We start from the raw sequence: 15912 nt of genomic DNA on the forward strand, positions 1-15912 counted from the left end.
CTATGGATTCTACGTCGCAGGGGGTCTACTACAACCGTCGCGTCGCCTACCACTTCCGGCAATGCAGTGATGCCCGAGGCCACTACAGGGGTACCGCAGGCCATGGCCCTCTGAAGGCGATGTTTACTTCGGTCCATCCCCTTTCACTCGGACGCCCACAAGCTCACGGTAAAGCGCGATGTGCCGCCTGGCGATGGCCTCCCAGGTAAATGCCGCGCCCCAGCGCTTGGCGTTGGTGCCAAGTCGCAAACGCAACTCAGAATCAGAAGCGATCCGCCGCACCGCTTGCAAGAAGGCTTCCCAGTCTCCCACAGGGGCCAAAAGGACATTCTCTCCGTCCTGCAGACCCGGCGGCAGGTAATCCCGGGCCCGGGTGGTCACCACTGCCAAGCCGTGTTGCATAGCGGCGACGAAGCTTCCCCGCCGGAGGGAGATTCCGTCTCTGAAAGGGAAGAGAGCGATGTCAGCCTGAGCCAGGTGCCGGGAGACCTCGTCCGTCGGGCAGAAGCCCGTAAAGCTTACAAGATCCGCCACGCGCTTCTCCGCCGCTAGCGCCCTCAGCCGGGCTTCTTCCTCCGGCTTTATTCCGCCAACAAAGACGAGTTTTGAAGGCAATCCTTCTCTCCACAGGCGGCATAGCGCTTCAACGCAAAGAAAACCTTCCTTGGACTTATTCAAAAACCCAAAGTGACAGAGCGTCAGGTGGTCGCCCTCACGGACCTGCGGGTGGCACTTGAACCATACCGGGATATTGGCGCCCAGAGGGATCAGTTCGGGCCTGCCGCGCGGCCACCTGAAGTGGCGCAGGGCCTTTTCCTCCCGCAGGTCGCAGACGACCAACCGACGCGGAGCGAGGATGAGAAAGACCGTACTCAACTTCCGGAGCGGGTGGGCAATGGTGAATTCGTGCAGGGTAACTACCACCGACATCCTGGGCCGATAGAAATACCAGAAAAGCGGGAGGAGGTTGGGCGCCAGCCCGGTGCCATATCCTTTTGTGGGATACTGGATGTGTACCACGTCCGCTCCGCTTCGGGCAGCCATCCGCATTAAAGAGAAGAGGCCCCTCACGCCCCAGTTGCTCACTTGGTGCACTACGAGTCTGGCATGTGAAGAGACTTTGACCCGGCTATCCGCGCTGGTGACCACGTCCACCTTAACCCCCTCATCTACCCGCAAGAGCGCCTCCACCAGCCGGTAGGTATAGTCCCCGACACCGCATGGCATTTCGGGAAAACTTCCAACTATCATAGTTACCTTCAACAACTTAATTACCACCGTCCCCGATCAAAAACCGAAACATCCTCAAATACCAACGAACCTTCTTGAAGGCTACACGAACAGAACGCGGTCAGCATTGGCCACTACACAGATTGAAGAAGCATATAACTACCACTCAGCCTGAACTTCCAGCGAAGTAACGTCTAATAGGACAACTTGGCCTTCAGGTCCGTACGGCTCAGGCCGATCTTGATGGTTCCATAGCGAACACGACAAGCTGCCCCTGATAGGGATAAAGACAAACCTGCCAAAAACCAAAAATGTCCAAAAACAAACGAAAATCCAATTAGCATATCAACTAAGAGTGTGAGACATAGAGCCGTTACAAACGAAACAAGCAGCGCATTATGCAGGGCTTGTGGTTCTGCATTTGCAGCTCTTAACGCTGTTCTCAGAATAGACACTATAAACGCGAAGAACATAGACGACCCCAAAATGCCGGCGTTTGACAGTAACTTTACGATAAGACTATCTGCCGCAGTACTTCCCCACCCCACACCCAATATCGGGAACTGCTCAAACAGTTTGAAGGCTTCAAGGATAACTGCCAACCGCTCCTGCCCAGAGAACGTTTGCAGCTTTCCTTTCGTGAGCACAGTTAGAACGTCCAAAAAGTTCGGAAATGCGGTAACTAGGGCAAGTACCATCAGCAGGAGACCACCGAGCCATAGAGCGAGTTTAGACCACACCGTCGGCGTTCGAACATTAACAAGGAGTAAAAGAGCAAACAACAATATCAGGCCGACGTACGCGGTTGTAGACGTTGATAGTAGAAGTACCATTATAAAGAAGACCAGAGCAGCCGGTTGCATAAGTCTCCATCTAAAAAGGCTCTTCTTTCGAACGAGCATTACACTAACCAGGGCTACGCAGGTTAACAGGTAACGGGCTAATGCGGAAGGTTCTACTGCCACCGAAGTTAGACGTCTTAACCCAAACTCGCTCAATTCCTGATTGTAGCCTAAGGCATATGAGCTAGCCGAGTTATTGAACAGAGCGGAGGGGTACGCAACACCTGCATAGTAGCAGAAATACTGAAGAATCGCCCACGTGGCCACAAAAAGTCCGGACAGTACATAGACCCTGGCCGCCTTCACTGCCGTTTGGTTATCTCGGACCCGGATGGCAGTGTTCACCGATAGCAAAATGCCGTACGCGACGTAAAGAAACTGTGTAACGTTAAAGGCGCTAAATTCAACTGGTGCTGTACCAGGGTAACCTTGCGCTCCCGGAGCCTCAACGTTGCCAGCGATAATGGCCGGCATCAATAGTGAGGCTCCAATAAAAAAACCAAATAGCAAGATAAGAGCGAGTGATGATTTAACTTCTTTCGGAATCGTCAGCTTTGGTCTTATTAACAGCGACATGAATCCACTGGTCATCCACAATATGCCGAAGTACTGGGAGGGTTGGAGCCCGAAACTAATACTGTCGAAATTCAATACGGACGATGCAGAGAACGGAATGAAAAATACAGCTAAATAGAAGAGATAAAGAGGACGCCATATCAGAAAAAATAGGCCTATTGGTATAAGAATATATCCCAGTATTGTCAATTCCATTGCATTTCTCAGCTCCTGGAAGACGAACGATGCTCAGGTAACATTGAAGACAGCACATATGCCTTACGGCTTCCGCCTTCACCTTTTTCGATTTCTTCCTTGCCAAACTGCCTTTGCGCGAGCCCATTCGAAGCTTAATGCTCGTTTTAGAAATCTACCCAATAAACCAACGGAAATAGGTAAAAGCGGAAATGACACGTGCTGAGAAAAGAAGTGAACCGCTGAAGTATTGAAGTAGATATCAAGCACGGAACTTTTCTTGCCAAGTGTTGCCGACTCCTTATGCCATATCTTTACTTCAACGGCAACATCAAGCCTATATCCAGCCCGGCGTAATCTGAAACTTAGATCTGTATCCTCCCAGTACATAAAGTAGGCTTCGTCAAGTAATCCCACCTTCTTCAGCGCTGCACTTGACAACAACATGCTGGCTCCAACAATATAGTCGATTTTTTGTCGAGGTGTCGGCCTTACCCAATGCCTAGAAATACCAAGCCATCGATTTACCTTCCCACCTCCCCAAACTTGTATACAGCATGGTTCATCAAAATAATAGAGCACAGATCCAACAGCTCCAACTTTAGAGTCACGAATGGCGGTGCTGACCAAAGCCCCGAGTGAAACCTTATCTACTACTGTATCGTTGTTCAGCAGCCACACGTATTCCGCCTTGTGTTTCAAAGCATACCTTATCCCCACATTATTTCCACCCGCATAACCCAGATTAGCCCCGGTTTGGATGAGGATCATCCGACGGTTGGGGGGCAGGTCTTCGATTTCGCCCTCCAACTCCGGTAGCCCACCAGCTTCGGCGGTCGGGCGATCGTATTCGATCCAGCGCACGGGCTTGGTTGACGGGTCGTAATTAAAGAACTTTGATTCTACGGGAAGCTCGCCCGTCGCCCAGGCCTTAATGTTTTCCATCGAACCGTCGGTGGAGCCGTTGTCAATAACTACGATGCGGTAATTGGAATAGCTTAGCCGCTGCACCGACTCCAGGCATTCGATGGTGTCCCGCCAGCCGTTGTAGTTGAGGATGAGGATGAAGACTGATGGCATATCTTTCAACTGCGCGTCACACCGCTTTTGCATTTCCGCCAAAGCCAGCGCCTGCTCCTTTCCGAAAAGTCATTCTTAATTACCTTAACAACCCGCTGCAGCCGGAAAGGGATATCTATTTCGACTCCACTTTTAACAACCAACTTTTTAAGGCTTCTTAGCCCGCACGAGATACTGCTTAGCAAAAACATCTTTGAAGATGCCTAAACTTAGGGCGTTGAGCATTCTGGGACGAGGGCCCATAAGAGAGCGCATCGATTCCACCTGGAGCCCCCGAAGAACCCAAAAGTTGATAAATTGAGCGCTTGGTGAAAAAGCGCAGGTGCCCGCGGTCAAGGATACCCTCCTCTTGATACTCAAATTTACCTTGGAAAAGAAGAGGAAGCAGAACTTTGACATGGCGCACATTTGGGATGCTGGCAATGACTGTGCCGCCGCACTTCAGGTAAAAACACAGGTCCTTCAGTACACCCCAAGGATCGATCAAGTATTCTAAAACATCCCCGAAGAGCAAAAGGTCAAAATAGCTTTCCGGGTAAGGTAACTGGGTGATATAGGATTCGATATCCCCTACATGGACGGCATCAAGTACCCTTTGGGCATCCGCTGCCGCACTGCAACTAATTTCAACGCCCGCGTAGAACTGTGACCGGCCTAAACTTTTGGCTAAGTGGCCGGTGGCGCCATTGCCGCAACCTATTTCCAATACCCGCTCTGTACCCAGCGGGAAAAGGTCCACCAGTTCACGGCGCGCGTTTTGAAAGTAGGCCTGCAACTTCTCCTTGTAAAGTTTCAATTTCGGCTCTGCGCTCACGTTTTTTCCTCCGGGCTTACTGGACCGGGTCTCCTAAAATGCCTCCCAAGCGACTTCCGGGCTGCAGCGAAAATTATTTATCGGCTTAAGGTCTATGTTCGGCCCATTCCTGCTGTTGTCGATGACCACGATGCGGTAGTTGGGATAGGTCAGCCGCTGCACCGACTCCAGGCACTCAACGGTGTCCCGCCAGCCGTTGTAGTTGAGGATGAGGATTGCAGTTTCAGGTTTTTCCATCGCTGTGCTCCCAATTAGCCTTAAAACTTTAGGTAGTTTCGTAAACGCCTTATAAAAGCCTTGTTGTGGTACGCTTTAACATCCACCTTTTTAAAAATCCTATTTCCAAATAATTTTAGTGCCAGATAAAGCGCCGGGGCTTTAATGCGGGATCCCTCAAGCCAGGCGTTTTTCATAAATAAGAAGCTCGAAAGATAATCTCGCTCCCTATATCTCTTGATCATCTCTGCAATAAGAAAGCCTACCCGTCTCCTTTTTGCAAGATGCCCCAATTCCGGGTATCTTGCTTGAATAATTCCTAAAACAATAAAAGATTCTTCTAATGTTCGACTTTGAAGATCCGCACTCGAGGTAACATTACCTCCGTGGCGGCGATACACCCCTAACACTTCCTTTATAGCTCCAATTCTACCGCTTCGAAAGGTTTCAATATCAAACAGCCAATCGTTTGCATAGCGAAGACGCTCATCAAAGCCGTGCGGCGGGCATGCGTTCCTTCTAAACATCATAGTGGAAGGCAGCATAAAAGCACCGGGGTCGAATAACACTTCGATCCTTCCTTCCACCAACTTCTTGTTACCGCGGCTATAAAGTTCACTGAATACTCCTACAACCTGTTTGGTTTGCTCGTCGTAAACATCAGCATCGTGATGACATCCAGTAATTTCCGGATGGGCTTCGAGATACCGGACTTGTTTTTCCAGCTTAGTGGGGTACATTAAATCATCCCCGCCTAGCCAGGCAATATACTTTCCTGTGGCAAGTCTCAACGCTCTATTGATATTACCCGCAATTCCCAATCTCCGATCCCCAATAACTGCTTTAATTTTTTCCGGGTATTGTTGGGCATAAGACTTTACTATAGTTGCTGTCCCATCATTAGATGCATCGTCTGCAACAATAACTTCAAAATCCTGAAACGTTTGCTGCAACACACTTTCAATCGCATCTTTAATGAAATCCTTATGGTTATAAGTTGGTATAATCACGCTGACCACAGGGGATCTTTTGTTATTGGCCCTACCAGGCATTAGAACTCCATCTCCTCTTAGATGCCTACCTCGGCCGGGTTAAGTCAAATAATTGAAAGCAATGGCACCCCTAAACTCCCTGTTCCCTTAATAATCGTTTACCGAACCGTAACACATTCACAACAAACCAGACTTCATCATCGCTTAAATGAGGACCTATAGGGAGACTCAAAATCTCTTTTGACAAACGCTCGGTTGTTGGAAATGAGCCCTGTTCAAATCCTAGAAACCGATATGCCTCCTGCAAGTGACAAGGGATAGGATAATGTATCAATGTCCCAACACCCGCCTCAGTTAATCGCTCCTGTAACACATTGCGTTCTGCGGTACGAATCACATAAAGATGCCACACCGGTTCTGCCCATTCCTCAACATATGGAAGTACCAAGGGCATATCTTGTAAAACTTCTGTATAAAGCCGGGCTATCTCTGCACGCCGCTTGTTCCATGCATCGAGGTAACGGAGCTTCACCCGCAACAAGGCCGCCTGAAGTTCATCGAGACGGCTGTTAAATCCTAAAAATTCGTGGACATACTTTTCTTTAGATCCATAGTTGCGCAACATCCTTATCCGCTCTGCAAGTTCATCATCATTAGTTGTCACTGCTCCTCCGTCGCCGAAAGCTCCCAAATTCTTAACAGGGTAGAAGCTCCAACCAGCCGCATCTCCGATGCCTCCTACGCGCCTGCCCTTATATTTAGCACCGTGGGCCTGCGCAGCATCTTCAATCACTTTCAGCCTATACCGACGCGCAATCCCAATAATGGGATCCATATTTGCTGGTTGGCCATAGAGATGCACCACAATAATAGCCTTAGTCTTTTCGGTAATAGCTTCCTCAATACGGGTGATGTCGATGTTATAGGTCCGCTCATCTACTTCAACCGGCACAAGCTTAGCTCCTGAATGGGTTACCGCAAGCCAGGTGGCAATAAAAGTATGCGCAGGAACTATAACCTCATCTCCTGGTCCTATATTGTAGGCTCGCAAGATCAAGTGAAGAGCATCTAAGCCGCTAGCCACCCCAATACAGTGCTTAACCCCTAAATAAGTAGCCCATTCCTGTTCAAAGGCCTCAACTTCTTTACCGAGGATATACCAGCCGCTATGCATGGTTCGGTTAGAAGCTTGTTGAAGCTCGTCCATAAGTTCTAGATGCATAGCCTTTAAATCCAAAAAAGGAGCCTTCATGATTTACGTTCCCCTCGCTGCCCGCAAGAAATTTGCATAATTTCGATAGTAGTCCTCCTCATCATAGAATTCACTGGCTAAAACTAAGCAAACTGCGCCCGAAGAGAAGTTTTCGATTTCGCGCCAGACCATTTGAGGGATATATAATCCTTGCCAGGGACGGTTAAGAGTAATTTTTTCCCGGGAAAACCCGTCATCCAAAACAACATCGAAGGACCCGCTCACAGCAATAAGGACTTGCTGGAGTTGCTTATGCGCATGACCGCCGCGAGATTCACCGCCAGGAACATCATACAAGTAGTAAACCCGCTTAATCTCGAAAGGAACATGACGATTTTCCTCGATGAACGTCAAGTTACCACGCCGATCCTGGATTTTAGGGAACTCAATAATACGGCACTGAGCAAGCATCATTCACCCTCCAGGCTTATACGTGCCCTGGCCGGGATACCCATTACAACAGTACGGGGAGGCACGTCCCTCGTCACTACAGCCCCGGCCCCCACAATTGCCTCTTCACCAATAACTACTCCTGGAAGGAGAATCGCACCCGCACCGATCACTGCGTCATCACAAATGGAGGGACCAACGATACGCTCCTCTTGATATCCATGTTTACCCATCATGTTATCATTGGCAGTAAGTACACCGCCACTAATAAACACACGGTTTCCTACTCGCATGTTTCCAGCCAGCCAAGAATGATCCATAATTTTGATATCATCTCCAACCGAGGTATTATAATTCAAAGTCACATGACGCCCCACCACGCAACGGGAACCAATGCGGCATAACTCGCGGATGGAAGCACCGTCTCCAATAAGGGTATTTTCACCAATTTTAATGTCGTAATAGATCACCACATGAGGACCTATCGAACAATTAGCTCCAATTTGAACAAAAGGCTCGAACCTTGGTGTGCGAGCAAGGACTCCGGCTCCCTTAGGCACCTTACCGACATACGCACCAGGAAAAACCTCTACGTTATCACCCAGGATAACTCCGGACTCAATAACCACATAAGGGTGTATTACCACGTTATTTCCAAGCGTCGCTCCGTCGCGCACTACGGCAAAGGCATGTACGGTGACATTGTCACCGAGCGATGAAGTCTCAACAATCGCCGTTGGATGAATATTTACTCGGTGCAATTCTTACCCTCCCAATTTACTATTCAGCAGCATTTCTTCGCACGATTTGACGGCTCGACTCCAGTTATAGGTATCCTCCAACTCTGTAATCAATTTTAGAAGATCCTCATCCACAAGAGGGGGCACTTTCGGGTGTAATTCGTTAGCGTCCTGACTAAGATCAAAGCACAAAATCCGACCGTCGGTGGTCTTAACGATCTTTCGTAACTCGGAATTAACAGCCGTCATGTGGGGGCGGCACCACCATCCATCGCTCGACCACTCGGGCTGGCGTCTTCTCAAAGCCAGTACGTCCACCAGCGGATCTATGTCCTGGGTGAAGGCCCACCGACGCCTCTGAGTGCCTACAAGGGAAACTAATCCCATCGGTGTAGGGTAAGGTAGCCCAGCAATATCACAAACGGTACCGAATAGATCATGAGTCTGCACCAGATCCGAAATGACGCTCCTCTGCATAGCCCCAGGATACCGGATTATCAGCGGGACCTGGATAAGCTCGTTGTAAGAACTAAACCAATGGTCTAGCAGGCCGTGTTCTCCGAGCATTTCGCCATGATCTGCCGTGACAACGAAGACCGATCTGTCGAGCAAATGCGAGATCTTAAGAAACTCGTAAAATTGCCCTATACACAAATCGGCAAAGAACAGTTCCTCATCGTAAAGGGCGGTTAGAATGTACCACATTTTTTCCACCGAGCCGGTTGGCTTAAGTAAATTCAGATAATATTGATAGGGCTCCGTTAGAAAACTTTCATATCGGAAACCATTCGAACCAAACTTCCCCTTTGTTTCCCGTGGAGGATTATAACGATAGTGGGACTGCATGATATTGACAAACAGGAATAAGGGAGTATCTGAGGCTATTCCCCTAAGAATCTCCCGGGCTGATTTAAAAGCCCGCAAGGTCCAAGGCGTGCTGTTTGTCAACACCGTGCCTCTAAATCTAAATTTGCGACAGATCGCTCTGGCAGCATACTTGACTGCCCGGTTGGGGTGGATTGGAATCAACTTAAAGAGACTTGCGATTTTATCCTTTGCTGTCTTCCCAGGCAACGGCTCAAGATCCGGAAATAAATCCGGCGTCCAAAGCTCGAAAAAAAGATCAAAACCCCTGTGAAAGCCATAAAGCTTGGAAACCAAACCATTACATGAGATACCTACGGTACGGTAGCCAACGGAGCGCAGCAACTCGGGTAATGTAGGAATGTTTTCGTCCAAAAACGGGTTGCCCCAATGGCACCCGTGCTCCGAAGGGTATAGCCCGGTAAACAGCGAGGCGTGCGAAGGTATGGTCCAGTTGGCCGGAGAAAAGCACCATTTATAAAGCACGCCTTCCTCCGCAATCCGGTCGATGTTGGGCGTGGTTTTGCGGTGGTAGCCGTAACAGGAGAAGCTTTTGGCCCTGGCGGTGTCCAGGACGATGAGAATGATGTTCGGCAGCTTTTTCTTGGGCAAAGCGGCTTGGCCTCCAGTTTAATAGTTCGAAGTTGGATAGTTCGAAGTTAGAAATAGCCCATTTCGCGCAGGCGCTGCATGGCCGCCTCCTTGTCCCGGGAGCGGGCGCCGCGTTCGCTTGCGCCGCCCCGGCCGGTGCACGGCTCGCAGTCGAGGCTGCGGTAGCCCCGGCGGTAGAGCTCACAGAAGGGGAGTTCGTATTTGCGGATGTAGCTCCAGATGTCGATCTCGCGGAAGTGCAGGATCGGCTGCATCCGCAGGTGATCGGGGTTTTGGCGCTGGGAGATATACTCTTCGTCCTTGCGCGCATCCTGCTCGTCCCAGCGGATGGCGGCGAAGACCGCCTCGAGGCTGTGCTCCCGGACGAAGTTCAGGAGCGGCACAGCCTTCAGTTGATAGCAGCATTGGACATGGTCTTCGGCGGTTTTAATAGTTTTCAGGGCCTCGTCGTTCCGGACTACGTGGAGGTCCAGGTTCCACTCCCTGCTAATACGGTCGACGAAGGCGTAGATCTCCTTAAAGTCCACGGAGGTGTCGATTTTGAGCACCCGCACCGGCACCCGGCCGCCACAGGCCTGCTTGATGAGGTGCAAAAGCACCAGCGAGTCCTTGCCTCCGGTGAAGGTGGTGGCCACTCTGTCCGTGCCAAACCGCTCCAGAGTTTCCCTGGTGATGCGGATGCTTTCGGCTTCTTTTTGTTCCAGGGACCAGTTAAAAAGGCGCTCTTTGTCCAACTTAGAAAACCTCCATACTTGTTATTTTATTGCTCCTCAATACGCCCCCCGGCGGGCCAGCACCACGGCCACGGTGCGGATAAGGATGGTGAGATCCAGCCACAGGGACCAGTTACGGACGTACCAGGATTCGAGGCGGATACGGTCCCCGTAGTCGATGTCGTTGCGCCCGCTTACCTGCCAGAGGCCGGTGATGCCGGGGCGCACCAGGTAAAAGTCGTCTATGTACGGCCCGAAGCGCAAAACTTCTTTCTTCACAATGGGCCGCGGGCCGACCAAGCTCATTTCGCCTTTAAGGACGTTGAAAATTTGCGGCAGCTCATCCAGGCCTGTCCTCCGCAGGAACCTTCCCACCCTGGTGATCCGGGGGTCGTTCTTCAGCTTGAAGTCGCGCTCCCACTCGGCGTGCAGGTCAGGGTTTTCCTTTAAAAGCCTATCCAGCTCTTCCCAGGCGTTCGCCACCATCGTCCGGAACTTGTAACACCTGAACTCCCTCCCGCCCCGGCCGATTCTTTTGTGGGCGAAGATGACCGGGCCGGGGGAGTCCAACTTCACCGCCAGGGCGATCAGCGCCATGAGCGGCAGGAACAGGGCCAGGACCAGGCTGCCGACGACCAGGTCGAAGGCGCGCTTCAAGAAGATATTGGCGCGGCTGGCCAGGTTGTTCTTCAGTTGCAGGACCAAAAAACGGTCGTCGAAGAAGTAGTTCGCCTCCACCCCCATCACGGGCAGGCCGAAAAGGTCGGGCACCACCGTGACGGACTCGCACGCTTTCTGCAGGCGGTTCACCAGGCCCACCAGCACGGGGCCGGACAGGCCGGGGGCGGCCACGATCAGGTTGCGCACGCCGGTGGCGGCCATCACCCGGTCCGAGTCCCGGAAGCCGCCAAGGACCCGTACCGCGGTTTTGCCGTTGACGGTAAAGATCTTGTGTTTTTTCTGCGGGTCGTCATCAAGGACCCCCTCCACCTGGTAGCCCAGGTAGGGATCGCGGCCCAGGACCCGCACCACCAGTTCACCGGTCTGGCCGGCGCCAAGTACCAGCACCCGTTGACGCCAAATCCCGGCCCGGGCCAAGGCGTTTTTGCCGGCGTAGCGGAAGGCCGGCAGAAGGAACAGGGTGAAGAGCCAGGACAGCACGACGAAAGTGCGGGACACCTCGCCGCCGGTTTTCGTCACGGTAACCACCGCCAGGACCACCAGGTAGGCCAGGGTGACGGCCTTGACCATATGGCCGACCTCGCGCCAGAAGGAGTGCCGCTTCACATAAAGGCCTTCGTAAGCCAGGCAGCCCAGCACCACCAGGGGCAGCCACCACAGCCGCTCCGCCAGGTGCGGCGGCAGGATCGGGGGGAAGGCGGCAAACAGTTGCGGCAGCACCGCCGCCCGGAGCAGGTAGGCCAAGGCGAAGGCGGCGGCCAGGGCGGCCAGGTCCACCGCCACAAGCGAGGTCACCTCCATGGCCCGCCGCAGCTGGTGCTTCAGCGGCCGGGGGAGTGGGTCGGCGAAGCCTTGGACGACGCCTTTAGAGACATCCGGGGCCGGGCCGGCCGACTTTTCAGCCGCGGGCATTCCGGCCGCCGCTGCGGCCTTGCTTTCCGGAAGCGCCAATTACATCCACCCGTCCGTCAAAAACTTCTCCGCCAAAAGTGGGCAGATCCCCTGATGATGATGAACAACCCAAAGGTGCTGCCGACGTGCGAAAGCACATTTGGATTGGTTTGTCTGGAACTTTAGAACTGTCTTGGCACCAACCCGGCTGCGGAGGTTTTGTCTGGTGCCAAAGTCCTATTTTTCCAGGACCTTTGTCTCAGTTCGATACCCTGCGGGAAAACTCCTGCTTTTGTGACCGGCTTTTTTCATAGTGATACCCTAAAATGTAAATCTCCGGCAGGAAAGCCCTCCTGCCGGGGATTTTGATTCCATTAACGAGAAAACCGTATGCCAGCATTACCAGGCAAAGGCGGGGTCAAGGCGGGGTCAGACCTCAAAAACTTCAAAAAATTGATTCCCTCGTATATACCTCGCAAATTAGTAACCGCTTTTTCAGGCCATCTTATTTCGACCATTTTTCTATGCGTTCTAATACTTCTTGGCTGGATAAAACCCGACCCTGCTCAGCATCGTTCAAACCTTCCATTACTTGTGAAACAAAGTATATCTGATACATCATTTCTTCGCTGGAACATCCTTCTGGAAGCCGCCTTATTGCTTCAATCACTGCTTCTTTCATCGCATCCATGGTTCTTACCCCCTTTGCAATTCGACAAATCATTTGGAAGGCTTTAGGGACATAGCTCCGCCGGGGAAGATCCCTTTTTCTGACAAAAACGATCCCCCTGGGGCGGTTTATGTTTATGTTTCTAGTCATTATTCATTCAGTCGATTAACAAACCCGGGGCGCCTGACCTGACACCGGAGCCGGGCGGCTAGGCGCCCGCCCAGCCCAGCCGGTCCAGGTCGACGGCGTCAATCTCAACCGCCGTCTGGCGCTGCAGGAGCTCCAGCAGCACCCGTACCCGGCCCCGCCCGGACATGGGCTTTTCCACCACGCCCAGAAGGCCGGCGAACGGGCCGTGACGCACGGCCACCCGGCTGCCGGCCGGAAACTCCGCTTGCGGCTTGGGCGTCAGGCGGCCCCCGGGGCCGACCCGCTGGCGGATGAGGGCAATGGCCTCGTCGGGCACCGGCACCGGGGTGTCCCCGGCGCAAAGCAGGCGCCTGACCCCCGGCGTCCAGTTCACCCGCTGGACCTGAACCGGTTCCGGGAGCAACTTCACAAAGAGATACCCCGGAAACAGGGGTTCCCACAGGCTGAACTTGGACGCGCCCCGCTTGCGGGTGACCGAGATCCGGGGCAAAAAAACCTCCAGACCCTTGGCCTCCAGCTGCCGGGCGGCGAAATCCTCTTTCTTGGGTTTGGTGTTAACGGCGCACCACTGCAACGCCATAGGCCCTCCCTTTTCTATACGGCTTCCAGGATGTTCACGGTGGGCACCCCGGGCGGCTCCGCCGTTTCTTCGGTGGTCCAGGTGATCACCAGGAGGTGCTCCGCCGGCAGCTCGTTCAGGGCGGACGGCGCCGCCGCCACCCGGTAGTCCAGGCCGAGCTGGCCCGCGGCGATTTTCAGGATCTCCAGGATTTCGTCGGCGGGGCCGTAGAAGACCACCTGGGGCTTCCGGCCGTGCCGGGCCGTTTCCCCGGCGACCACCATCTCGAGGGCCCGGCTGATCTTCAGAATCTGCTGGTAAGACTGCCGGAGGTAGTGACAGGCCGCCTTGGTTTTTTCGGCCATCCCCTTGGGCGTGACGATGTAGCGCAGCGTCCGGCCGTTGATCCGCTCCAGTTTGACCAAGCTCTTGCGGACCATCCGGCGCAGGAGCAGGTTGACCATGCCCACGGAAAGCCCCGTCCCCGTGGCGATCTGGCGCTGCGACGTGCGGTGGTGCCGGGAAAGGTGGTTTAAGATCTGATGCTCGCTGTGCACTAATCATGCCAACCAATCATTCAATCTATGAACAACTATAGCTGATTCTGGAAGGCTTGTCAACAGGTGGCTAATTTTCTGGCAATTTGGGTATTAGGCAGGAAAATTGTGGGGCAGTGGGGGGCAACCCGGAGGTGGGTCACCAAACACCTTAAGCCGAAGTCTGAGTGAATCCCCGCCAGGGCGAAGAGTATGCCGACAAGTTCGGCTCTACTATCAGGTACAGTCAACACAATTCTATTCGAGGTTTTCTATCCGGTCGGCAGGATGTTTCCTGAGCCTACCCTTTCTGAACTGCCTCCTGGACGCTCTTGAACACACCGCCGAAACCCCATTGCCGTCGGCTCAAACCCTGTGTAAAATATAGACAGGAAGTCATTACCGACGTCCTGGACAAGGAAAAGCACGTGGTGGACATCCTGGTGGAAACCCGCCTCAAAGATGAAGCAGGCCTGATCCTGATCCACGTGGAAAACCAATCCCAGCGGCTACCGGACTACAACCGGAAAATGTTCAAATACTTTGCCCGGCTCTATGAAAAGCACCAGCAAAAAATCCTGCCCATCGTCGTATACGCCCATGACGCGGCAGTGGATGAAGAAGACTGCTTCCGAATCAGCTTCTCCTTCCTGGATGTACTGGAATTCCGCTTCCTCAAAGTGCAACTGAGAAAAGAACCCTGGCGGAAGTACCTCCGGAGCAATAACCCGGTGGCCGCCGCCCTGATGAGCAAGATGAACTACCGCGAAGCGGAAAGAGTAAATGTGAAAATCGAATTCACCCGGATGCTGGCCAACATGCGGCTGGACCTGGCCCGGAACACCCTGCTGACCGCTTTTTTTGAAACTTACCTGAAGCTGAACGAAGCGGAAGAGGAAGAATACCGGCAACGCCTGCCCCGCGAACTCAAACCCGAGGAGGTGAAGTATTACATGGAAATCACCACGTCTTATCACGAGAAAGGTAGAGAAGAAGGTATCAAAGAAGGCATCAAAGAAGGTATCAAAGAAGGCATCAAAGAAGGTATCAAAGAAGGCAAGAAGGAAGTCGCTTTGACGGCCTTGAAAGAAGGGTTTACCTTGGAAGATGTAATGAAAATCACCGGCCTGGACAAAGAAGAACTGCTGGAAATGCAAAAAGAGCTGCAACAATAACCCCCGCCCGGCCGGTGGAGGGGCCGGCAAACCCGGGCTCCCCTGGAAATAAACCTTCAGGGGAGCCTTTCCACAATCACCAAAATAAAACCAAGTCTTTGCGCATCAAATAAACGCTGCGCCGTCAGCCGCGCCACAAACCGCGCCAACCCCTCCCGGATCGGCGTATCCGGCCGGAAACCCAGCAACCTCTCGGAAAGCGCTACGCGCTTCTATTGAATAGTTTTATCCTAGCAGCACCAAAATATGGTTGAGAAACACTTTCCCAATGACCAGGCCCTGGACGCTTACCTTGGAAAGCGCGGTATTACGTTGGAGAAAAGCAGTTAGGGAATTTCGGGGTTATCTCCCCAGGTCGCCTACTAAGTCTTGGCGCGCACGGGCATCGTTTGGACCTTGACCCGCACATTCCGGATAATATATAATAGTAAGGAGTAAGGAGTAAGGAGAGCATTACTTAGGAGGTTCCGTTTGATGGAAAGAGTCAAGATTACCGCCAAGGGGCAGATCACGTTGCCGAAAAGTCTGCGGGATAAGCTCGGCGTACGCGAGGGGGACTACCTGGAAGCTTCCCTCCGGGGAAATGAACTGGTATTCCGGCACTTGCCCCGGAAAACCGGTAAGGATTTACTTACCGACTATTGCCGGAGTCATTCCACCGCGCGGATTGGTTTGGATGAAGCCAGGAACATCCTCGCCCGGTTGCCTTTTCCACTCTCGGAACGGGTGCGCACTTTGCGGGAGCAGGAATAACC

At 52.6% G+C, this 15912-nt stretch carries 17 protein-coding genes; 2 read left to right on the top strand and 15 right to left on the bottom strand.

The features are described 5' to 3' along the window. Nucleotides 1-123: 123 nt before the first annotated feature. The 15 genes from DAUD_RS08570 to DAUD_RS11645 all read right to left on the bottom strand — a co-directional run bounded on the left by DAUD_RS08570 (nucleotide 124) and on the right by DAUD_RS11645 (nucleotide 14003). Entirely contained in the window at nucleotides 124-1227 is a 1104-nt protein-coding gene (locus DAUD_RS08570) for a glycosyltransferase (RefSeq protein ID WP_041570906.1), read from the bottom strand. Nucleotides 1228-1424: 197 nt separating this feature from the next. Beyond that, nucleotides 1425-2843, bottom strand: coding sequence for an O-antigen ligase family protein (locus tag DAUD_RS08575; protein ID WP_012302773.1), 1419 nt, complete (start codon nucleotides 2841-2843; stop codon nucleotides 1425-1427). Between the two features lie 78 nt (nucleotides 2844-2921). After that, the gene (locus tag DAUD_RS08580) at nucleotides 2922-3935 is read right to left on the bottom strand and encodes a glycosyltransferase family 2 protein (RefSeq protein ID WP_041571287.1); all 1014 of its coding nucleotides are present in this window, start codon (nucleotides 3933-3935) and stop codon (nucleotides 2922-2924) included. A 145-nt stretch (nucleotides 3936-4080) separates the two neighbouring features. After that, nucleotides 4081-4716, bottom strand: a complete 636-nt coding sequence (locus tag DAUD_RS08585; protein WP_012302775.1) for a class I SAM-dependent methyltransferase — start codon at nucleotides 4714-4716, stop codon at nucleotides 4081-4083. Nucleotides 4717-4749: 33 nt separating this feature from the next. After that, a complete protein-coding gene (locus DAUD_RS08590) occupies nucleotides 4750-4953 on the bottom strand; it encodes a glycosyltransferase family 2 protein (RefSeq protein ID WP_012302776.1) in 204 nt (67 codons plus the stop codon). Nucleotides 4954-4973: 20 nt separating this feature from the next. Continuing rightward, complete coding sequence (locus DAUD_RS08595; RefSeq protein WP_012302777.1) at nucleotides 4974-5984, bottom strand: glycosyltransferase; 1011 nt, start codon at nucleotides 5982-5984, stop codon at nucleotides 4974-4976. A 70-nt stretch (nucleotides 5985-6054) separates the two neighbouring features. Next, complete coding sequence (locus DAUD_RS08600; RefSeq protein WP_012302778.1) at nucleotides 6055-7176, bottom strand: DegT/DnrJ/EryC1/StrS family aminotransferase; 1122 nt, start codon at nucleotides 7174-7176, stop codon at nucleotides 6055-6057. A gap of 3 nt (nucleotides 7177-7179) precedes the next feature. Then, the gene (locus DAUD_RS08605) at nucleotides 7180-7587 is read right to left on the bottom strand and encodes a sugar 3,4-ketoisomerase (RefSeq protein ID WP_242647839.1); all 408 of its coding nucleotides are present in this window, start codon (nucleotides 7585-7587) and stop codon (nucleotides 7180-7182) included. Further along, a complete protein-coding gene (locus tag DAUD_RS12115; RefSeq protein WP_012302780.1) occupies nucleotides 7587-8327 on the bottom strand; it encodes an N-acetyltransferase in 741 nt (246 codons plus the stop codon). Before DAUD_RS12115 ends, DAUD_RS08605 begins: the two co-directional genes overlap by 1 nt. 3 nt (nucleotides 8328-8330) lie before the next feature. Continuing rightward, complete coding sequence (locus tag DAUD_RS08610; protein WP_012302781.1) at nucleotides 8331-9782, bottom strand: sulfatase; 1452 nt, start codon at nucleotides 9780-9782, stop codon at nucleotides 8331-8333. Nucleotides 9783-9829: 47 nt separating this feature from the next. Then, entirely contained in the window at nucleotides 9830-10516 is a 687-nt protein-coding gene (locus DAUD_RS08615; protein ID WP_012302782.1) for a phosphoadenosine phosphosulfate reductase family protein, read from the bottom strand. Nucleotides 10517-10552: 36 nt separating this feature from the next. Next, complete coding sequence (gene wbaP / locus DAUD_RS08620) at nucleotides 10553-12127, bottom strand: undecaprenyl-phosphate galactose phosphotransferase WbaP (RefSeq protein ID WP_242647840.1); 1575 nt, start codon at nucleotides 12125-12127, stop codon at nucleotides 10553-10555. A gap of 445 nt (nucleotides 12128-12572) precedes the next feature. After that, nucleotides 12573-12758, bottom strand: coding sequence for a hypothetical protein (locus DAUD_RS08625; protein ID WP_041570907.1), 186 nt, complete (start codon nucleotides 12756-12758; stop codon nucleotides 12573-12575). A gap of 187 nt (nucleotides 12759-12945) precedes the next feature. Continuing rightward, on the bottom strand, nucleotides 12946-13467 hold the full coding sequence (gene nusG / locus DAUD_RS08630; protein ID WP_012302785.1) for a transcription termination/antitermination protein NusG: 522 nt from the start codon (nucleotides 13465-13467) through the stop codon (nucleotides 12946-12948). A gap of 14 nt (nucleotides 13468-13481) precedes the next feature. Continuing rightward, a complete protein-coding gene (locus DAUD_RS11645; protein ID WP_049752600.1) occupies nucleotides 13482-14003 on the bottom strand; it encodes a MarR family winged helix-turn-helix transcriptional regulator in 522 nt (173 codons plus the stop codon). A 311-nt stretch (nucleotides 14004-14314) separates the two neighbouring features. On the opposite strand from DAUD_RS11645, the gene DAUD_RS08635 reads away from it, so the two are divergent. Together DAUD_RS08635 and DAUD_RS08640 are read left to right on the top strand one after the other, a co-directional pair. Continuing rightward, nucleotides 14315-15157 (top strand): Rpn family recombination-promoting nuclease/putative transposase, encoded by an 843-nt coding sequence (locus DAUD_RS08635; RefSeq protein WP_012302787.1) that lies wholly within the window; start codon nucleotides 14315-14317, stop codon nucleotides 15155-15157. A 474-nt stretch (nucleotides 15158-15631) separates the two neighbouring features. Then, nucleotides 15632-15910, top strand: a complete 279-nt coding sequence (locus DAUD_RS08640) for an AbrB/MazE/SpoVT family DNA-binding domain-containing protein (RefSeq protein WP_012302788.1) — start codon at nucleotides 15632-15634, stop codon at nucleotides 15908-15910. Nucleotides 15911-15912: the final 2 nt, after the last annotated feature.

The sequence above is a fragment of the Candidatus Desulforudis audaxviator MP104C genome (assembly GCF_000018425.1).
Classification (GTDB): domain Bacteria; phylum Bacillota; class Desulfotomaculia; order Desulfotomaculales; family Desulforudaceae; genus Desulforudis; species Desulforudis audaxviator.

Coding starts and splice junctions, on each gene's coding strand:
- DAUD_RS08570 (WP_041570906.1), bottom strand. CDS start 1,227: ATGCCATGCGGTGTCGGGGACTATACCTACCGGCTGGTGGAGGCGCTC.
- DAUD_RS08575 (WP_012302773.1), bottom strand. CDS start 2,843: ATGGAATTGACAATACTGGGATATATTCTTATACCAATAGGCCTATTT.
- DAUD_RS08580 (WP_041571287.1), bottom strand. CDS start 3,935: ATGCAAAAGCGGTGTGACGCGCAGTTGAAAGATATGCCATCAGTCTTC.
- DAUD_RS08590 (WP_012302776.1), bottom strand. CDS start 4,953: ATGGAAAAACCTGAAACTGCAATCCTCATCCTCAACTACAACGGCTGG.
- DAUD_RS08595 (WP_012302777.1), bottom strand. CDS start 5,984: ATGCCTGGTAGGGCCAATAACAAAAGATCCCCTGTGGTCAGCGTGATT.
- DAUD_RS08600 (WP_012302778.1), bottom strand. CDS start 7,176: ATGAAGGCTCCTTTTTTGGATTTAAAGGCTATGCATCTAGAACTTATG.
- DAUD_RS08605 (WP_242647839.1), bottom strand. CDS start 7,587: ATGCTTGCTCAGTGCCGTATTATTGAGTTCCCTAAAATCCAGGATCGG.
- DAUD_RS08625 (WP_041570907.1), bottom strand. CDS start 12,758: ATGGATGCGATGAAAGAAGCAGTGATTGAAGCAATAAGGCGGCTTCCA.
- nusG (WP_012302785.1), bottom strand. CDS start 13,467: ATGGCGTTGCAGTGGTGCGCCGTTAACACCAAACCCAAGAAAGAGGAT.
- DAUD_RS08640 (WP_012302788.1), top strand. CDS start 15,632: ATGGAAAGAGTCAAGATTACCGCCAAGGGGCAGATCACGTTGCCGAAA.